The following is a 6,624-nucleotide window of genomic DNA, read 5'->3' as shown; positions in this document are numbered from 1 at the left end:
CCCCTGCCCCCTGCCCAAACGAAGTAAGGCATCTCACAAAATCGCATCGCTCCCTGACCTCGTGCAGTAGCTAGAGACAGATACAACTGACGCAGCGTCAGAGTTCCACGAGTAGCCAAATCTCTGACTAGTTTTAGACGACTCTTATTATTATTGGTATCACTGGGTAGTTCGGGAGCTACATCATCTAGAGAATACTTGGATAGATCCACACCCTTGTAATAGGTCTTTAAAATACCCCAAGCTACATCGGGATGAATCAACGATTGCAGAAATTCGTATTTCTCTTGGGCTTCTTCTTCAGTCCGGCCAATTATGGGAAAAGCCCCAGGCATGATTTTCAGATCCTCTGGAGAGCGTCCATATTTCGCCAACCTACTTTTGACATCAGTATAAAATTCCTGGGCATCAGCTAGGGTTTGATTGGCAGTAAAAATCACCTCAGCAGTACGCGCAGCTAAATCCCGTCCAGCTTCCGATGCTCCAGCTTGCACAATCACCGGATAACCTTGAGGTGGACGACCGACATTCAAAGGGCCTTTGACAGAAAAATGTTTACCCTTGTGGTTGAGTATATGTAGTTTATTCTGGTCGAAATAGATACCAGATTCTCTGTCACGGATGAAAGCATCGTCTTCCCAACTATCCCACAATCCTTTGACCACTTCCACAAACTCTTCCGCACGTTCATAACGCTGGCTGTGTTCTGGATGATGCTCAAGACCGAAATTAAGTGCGGCATTCTCGTTACCTGTGGTAACTACGTTCCAGCCCGCCCGGCCTTTACTCAAGTGATCCAAAGAAGCAAACTTACGTGCTAGGGTGTAGGGTTCCTCATAAGTAGTCGAGGCCGTGGAAATGAAGCCAATGTTTTGGGTTACAGAAGACAAGGCTGAAAAGAGTGTAACTGGCTCGAAATGGACAAGTTTACCATTGCGTTTTTGAGTTTCTGGAGCGCCACCCCAAACTCCTGGACTGTCCGCCAGAAAAACTGCGTCGAACAAGCCACGTTGGGCAGTCTGGGTAATTTCTTTGTAATGCTCAAAATTGAATCCAGCGTCTATTTGTGCATCTGGATGTCGCCAAGCAGAAATATGATGTCCAGTAGCTTGAATGAATGCACCTAAACGAAACTTGCGTGTTTTACTCATTTGCTTTTTTGTATAGAGCTAAATAGCATTCAAATTAATGCTTCCAAACTACTTGGATTGTTGCTGTGAGTTCTTCTGTAAAGTGTCCAGAAGGCTCTACTGCTAATAATGCTTCTTTGATATCTGCTTCAAATGCTTCGGTTTTATCGCCATAGAAAATTTTCAAAGAGAAGGCTGTGGTGTACAAGTAGCCAAGATAGCTGGAGACTGTCCAGGATTTTTCAAATGGCACTTCATACACTTCTTGGCGAGCAAATTTTGAATTGGCAATTACAACTTCGTGGGGAGGATCAACTGGTTTACGAATGCCTTGTCCTCGTTGTCCAGTTCGTCGCTCCTCACCTAACCATTTTTTCACTACTTCTACGGCAGCTTGTTTCCAGGGTAAAGAACTTATCCAAGGATTATCACCTGTATTGAGCAGTGCGATCGCGGAGCTTACCGTTCGCGTAGCGTCTCGTAGAGAAGGTATCGCACCATCATCGGCCAGCAATTCATAAAGGCGTTCTAGTACGAGTTCTCGTTCCATCCAGTGAAAGGCTCTGCCAATGGTAGCTAGTTTAAATTTTCCTAGACTAGGATTAATCAGTTCTGCGCCTTGTTCTAGCCAGGTAATATTATTTGCTCCTACGCTTGCTGCTTGGCGTTGCGCTTCTTTGAGCATTTCCGGATCGGGATCGATCGCAACTACTTCCTGAAATTTAGTGCTCAGGGGAATGGCAATTAAACCTGGCCCAGTACCCAAATCAAGCAGTCGTCCCTGACCATTAAGATGAAAAATTTCGGTTAGTTTGTCGAATACAGCAGGTGGGTATTTAGTTCTGTATTGAGCGTAAACCTCAGCTGCACCCTCAAATAATGTTGGGTCGTAGGTAGGAAGTGTTTTCTGTTGGGTCATAAGTTAATTTTTTAGTGAATCAATCTCTATTTGGGTAGTGGGGATTAGGCATTGGCAAAATTATTCTGAATATTTCCCTAATCTGTGTTGCTAGAACAAATCTATAAAGGAGGACTTGTAGTATGAGAATGCCGAGGTTCTTACCTAGTTTGTTTGAATCACTTAGAACACTGATAAGGCGTTTCATTACTACTTGCATCAGGTATACGATTAATCTTTACCCGATCAATATTTTTTTGTAGCTCTGGCTAAGTAGTCAGCCCCTAAATGAAAGAAATGTTGTAGTTTATTCCTTTTAAAATACTACAAATCGATTGATTTACCGTAGTTTATCTATTTAACAGAGTTTTTCACACTTACGAGAAAAATGCAAGTAGTGCTTAACACAAGTTTGCTAACTTTTATGCTTTAAAAATATATCTTAATAGGCTTGCTATTTTAATTATTTTATGCAAACATCCAAAGTTAATAGCTAAACTGCTAAATACCGATAAGTTTTTGGTATTTTGCTAACAACCATAAATTTAGGCTAATTCAAATTCTTTCTTCTTAAGAGAGCATCCCACTTTCCACCTCTCCTCTCTTGTCTCATGTCTAATCTGGATGTAAAAATTTTTTGGGGCGCTAGTACTCGATCAACCCAAAGATGACGGGTGAAGGCAGGCAGGGGGAGCAGGGAGAGAAAAGAACTTGATTTTCTTACCAGAAACCCCGCAAAGTTGCCTTGGCAGACTACTAGTAATTAAAGATTTGTTGATTTTTTGTGCATAACTCAATAGCCAACCTTTAAAGTTTTGTGGAATAACGGGCTAGTTATCCCAGCCCTTTTTAATGGATTTTTATCTTGTCTTCAGCAGCGAGTGCAGCTGAAACTATCAGTGATTATCGCTTTACACCCACAGCCCCTCTCCGACAAGACCCAGACACTTCTTTGCATTTAGAGACTTTTTATTCCTACAGGGTAAATAACAACATCCGAATTATTCCTAGCTTATATCTAATTACCAAGCCCGAACATAATGATGCCAACGAGCCAATTTCGGTGGATTCTCTCTGCAATACCTTTACTTTCTAGTCAGCAACTCACAGGAGAATCCCATAGCTAAAGCTGAAAAATGAATATTCCCCGCTCCCGATCTTGAGAGTTGCTTTTTAGTTAATTTCGTGTAAAATATCATAAATGTACGATAATTCGATCGATATATAGTAGTTTAAAGATATAGTAGTTGAAGAAATACCGAAACGACAAGGTAATTTTTTGGGTTTGTTCCCCATTCCTTTCTGTCCCTGTCTCGCTAAAACAAACATAACATCAAGGCTATTCAGTCCTATTGACAAAATAGCTTTTAAATAGAGAAAGAACTTCATAAAACAACTAATTGGTAGCTTATGACTGTTACTTTGAAAAACAATAAAAGCAGTAAAAAAGCCCTAGAGGTATTATTCAACAAGAAAATCGCTGATCCAATCATCCCTTGGATAGTACCTTTTATAGTGCTACTACTTTGGGAAATTGCTTCTAGAACTGGTTTACTTTCCAGCAGAATTCTTCCAGCACCAAGTAGTGTAGTTTTTACGGCATTTAGATTAGCCTCAACTGGAGAGCTTTTCCAACACATGGGAATCAGTGCTGCACGCGCTATATCTGGTTTTATCGTTGGTGGCGGAATTGGCTTTATTTTGGGATTACTTACTGGGTTTTCTCGCATTGCAGAACAATTGTTAGATAGTTCTTTACAAATGCTGCGTACTATTCCCAACTTGGCATTAATTCCCTTAGTAATTTTATGGTTTGGGATTGGCGATCAAGCTAGATTATTTCTAGTTTCTATAGGTGTATTCTTTCCAATTTATCTTAATACCTATCATGGAATTCGTAGTGTAGATCCCGCTCTAATTGAAATGGGCAGAGTTTATGGATTAAAAACATCGCAGCTTTTGTGGCAAATTGTTTTTCCAGGAGCTTTGCCTTCAATTTTGATTGGTGTCCGCTTTTCTTTGGGGATTATGTGGCTATCGTTAATTGTAGCTGAACAAATTGCAGCAGATTCCGGCATTGGTTATATGGCAATGAACGCCCGTGAATTTATGCAAACAGACGTTGTGGTGTTAAGTATTGTTATCTATGCGCTGTTAGGTAAACTGGCAAATTCTATTGCCAAAGCTCTAGAAAACAAATTTTTATCATGGAATCCTAATTACACATCTGTTGGGTAAAATATGTAAAATATTAGGTCAAAGGTTAAACACCCGTTTAGTGTTTGAATTTGATTAATTAATTCTAAAAACTGCAAACTCCCAATACCTAAATCACTCAATAAAAGGGAAATCCGGATGAGTTCAAAGATACAAGGTTCACAACTCAATATTTTAGATTTAAGCAAAGTTTTTGGAAAGAAAACTGTCTTAAAATCATTAAATCTAGAAGTAACACCAGGAGAATTTATTGCTATTGTGGGGCGTAGTGGTTGCGGTAAAAGTACTTTGTTGCGCCTAGTGTCTGGGTTAGATAAACCCACTACAGGTGGCATATTATTAGATGGACAACCACTACATAAGCTTAGTCAATCTGTAAGAGTAATGTTTCAAGACCCTCGATTACTACCTTGGAAACGTGTGATAGATAATGTGGGTCTGGGTTTGCAAGAAAATTGGCGTGCAAAAGCTGCGCGGGTATTGGAACAAGTAGGACTTAAAGATAGAGCTGATGAATGGCCTTACGTGTTATCTGGAGGGCAACGACAACGAGTAGCATTGGCCAGAGCCTTAGTGAGTCAACCACAACTATTACTACTTGATGAGCCTTTAGGAGCATTGGATGCATTAACTCGCTTAGAAATGCAACATTTAATCGAGGATTTGTGGCAACAGAGAGGCTTTACGGCGTTTTTAGTTACCCATGATGTAGAAGAAGCTGTAGCGCTGGCAGACAGAGTGATAGTAATTGAAGAAGGACGGGTTGCGTTAGATTTACCTGTAAGATTGCCGCGTCCACGAGACAGAGCTAGTGAAGTATTTGTAAATATCAGAGAAGCTGTACTAGAAAAAGTTATGAATAATGAAGGCACTCACACACCTCTATTGCAAATGAGTCATTAATACTCTACACCACCTGTACAATCCAACGGCAAAAGTCCATCACCCATTGCATGAATGGCTCACCATTAAACTCGGCATCAACGAGTGGTTAAACGAGATACCTGCTCTGAGATTACTGAGATTTTTGATCCTTAAGAACTTGTTTGCCCCGTTCCTTTTTACTATGACTTGTGTGTACACCGTAGCCTAAAAGGTTTTCAGAAAAACTTCTTGATTGGTTAAGTAGAATATGTGATACTCTGAAAACTATAAATAAAGCACGGTGATTCTATCGAATTACCGTAGTTTAAAAGGACAGGACTCATGCAGCTACTATGGTTTATCCCAACCCACGGCGACGGACGTTACCTTGCAACTGCTACAGGTGGGCGGGCAGTAAGCTTTCCTTATCTGCGGCAGATTGCCCAAGCGGTGGATGACCTTGGTTATACAGGGGCATTGCTGCCCACGGGTCGATCTTGCGAAGATGCTTGGATTGTAGCGTCAACACTGGTATCACTGACGCGACAGATGCGTTTTTTGGTAGCGATTCGTCCTGGCTTGGTATCACCTGGAGTAGCAGCGCGGATGGCGGCGACTTTTGATCGACTCTCTGGAGGACGCTTGCTGATTAATGTTGTGACAGGTGGCGATCCCGTAGAGTTAGCGGGAGATGGATTGCATTTGGATCACGATCAGCGCTATGAATTAACAGATGAATTTTTGACAGTATGGCGAACGATCGCTAGTGGTGAACAAGCTAATCTCCAAGGCGACTATCTTAATATCCAAGATGGTAAGCTGCTGTTTCCACCCGTCCAGAAGCCATATCCTCCCTTGTGGTTTGGTGGTTCCTCTGCCGTTGCTCAAAAAATTGCTGCCAAGCACGTAGATGTGTATTTAACTTGGGGTGAACCACCGGCGCAAGTAGCCGAGAAGATTGCATCAGTTCGCAGACTTGCTTTATCAGAAGGGCGAACTTTGCGGTTTGGGATTCGCCTACATGTGATTGTGCGCGAAACTGAGAGTAAAGCGTGGGATGCGGCGAATCAATTGATTAAGTATGTGGATGATGAGGCGATCGCTTATGCCCAAAAAGCTTATGCCCGGATGGACTCAGTTGGACAACGGCGGATGACTCAACTACACCACGGTAATCGTGAGGCATTAGAGATTAGCCCGAACCTGTGGGCGGGAGTTGGTTTGGTGCGGGGTGGTGCGGGAACAGCCTTAGTAGGCGATCCCCAAACCGTAGCTGCCAGGATATTGGAATATGCTTCTTTGGGTATTGAGTCTTTTATTCTCTCTGGCTATCCCCACCTAGAAGAAGCTTATCGAGTTGCGGAACTTCTATTTCCCCATTTGCCATTAGAGAATCTGCCGACAGTGGAGAAGCAACATGTCTTGAGTCCATTTGGCGAGATTGTGGCAAATGAAGATTTCCCTAAGGAGCAGCATCAGGAAAGAGCAACGTCCATATCCTAGTAATTAGGAACT

Annotated in this window: 6 protein-coding genes; 4 read left to right on the top strand and 2 right to left on the bottom strand. The window is 42.0% G+C overall.

Annotation, left to right across the window (positions count from 1 at the left end):
* Positions 1 to 1,151: LLM class flavin-dependent oxidoreductase (locus ACFE90_RS14790; RefSeq protein WP_375501711.1), on the bottom strand; the 1,151-nt coding region annotated here is incomplete at its 3' end.
* A 34-nt stretch (positions 1,152 to 1,185) separates the two neighbouring features.
* On the bottom strand, positions 1,186 to 2,049 hold the full coding sequence (locus ACFE90_RS14785) for a class I SAM-dependent methyltransferase (protein ID WP_375501709.1): 864 nt from the start codon (positions 2,047 to 2,049) through the stop codon (positions 1,186 to 1,188).
* Positions 2,050 to 2,893: 844 nt separating this feature from the next.
* Between ACFE90_RS14785 and ACFE90_RS14780 the strand changes: the two genes are divergently transcribed.
* From ACFE90_RS14780 to ssuD, 4 genes are all read left to right on the top strand, one after another.
* Positions 2,894 to 3,124 (top strand): carbohydrate porin, encoded by a 231-nt coding sequence (locus ACFE90_RS14780; RefSeq protein WP_375501707.1) that lies wholly within the window; start codon positions 2,894 to 2,896, stop codon positions 3,122 to 3,124.
* A gap of 314 nt (positions 3,125 to 3,438) precedes the next feature.
* Positions 3,439 to 4,266: an ABC transporter permease subunit gene (locus ACFE90_RS14775; RefSeq protein ID WP_375501705.1), complete on the top strand. Its 828-nt coding sequence runs from the start codon at positions 3,439 to 3,441 to the stop codon at positions 4,264 to 4,266.
* A gap of 117 nt (positions 4,267 to 4,383) precedes the next feature.
* The gene (locus ACFE90_RS14770; protein WP_375501703.1) at positions 4,384 to 5,148 is read left to right on the top strand and encodes an ATP-binding cassette domain-containing protein; all 765 of its coding nucleotides are present in this window, start codon (positions 4,384 to 4,386) and stop codon (positions 5,146 to 5,148) included.
* A 303-nt stretch (positions 5,149 to 5,451) separates the two neighbouring features.
* A complete protein-coding gene (gene ssuD, locus ACFE90_RS14765) occupies positions 5,452 to 6,612 on the top strand; it encodes an FMNH2-dependent alkanesulfonate monooxygenase (protein ID WP_375501701.1) in 1,161 nt (386 codons plus the stop codon).
* Positions 6,613 to 6,624 lie beyond the last annotated feature (12 nt).

Origin of the sequence: uncultured Nostoc sp. (genome assembly GCF_964245445.1) — a bacterium.
Taxonomy (GTDB): Bacteria; Cyanobacteriota; Cyanobacteriia; order Cyanobacteriales; family Nostocaceae; genus Nostoc.
The sequence above is the reverse complement of the archived record's forward strand: the minus strand, read 5'-3'. Positions and strand labels throughout refer to the sequence as shown.

Coding starts and splice junctions, on each gene's coding strand:
- ACFE90_RS14785 (WP_375501709.1), bottom strand. CDS start 2,049: ATGACCCAACAGAAAACACTTCCTACCTACGACCCAACATTATTTGAG.
- ACFE90_RS14775 (WP_375501705.1), top strand. CDS start 3,439: ATGACTGTTACTTTGAAAAACAATAAAAGCAGTAAAAAAGCCCTAGAG.
- ACFE90_RS14770 (WP_375501703.1), top strand. CDS start 4,384: ATGAGTTCAAAGATACAAGGTTCACAACTCAATATTTTAGATTTAAGC.
- ssuD (WP_375501701.1), top strand. CDS start 5,452: ATGCAGCTACTATGGTTTATCCCAACCCACGGCGACGGACGTTACCTT.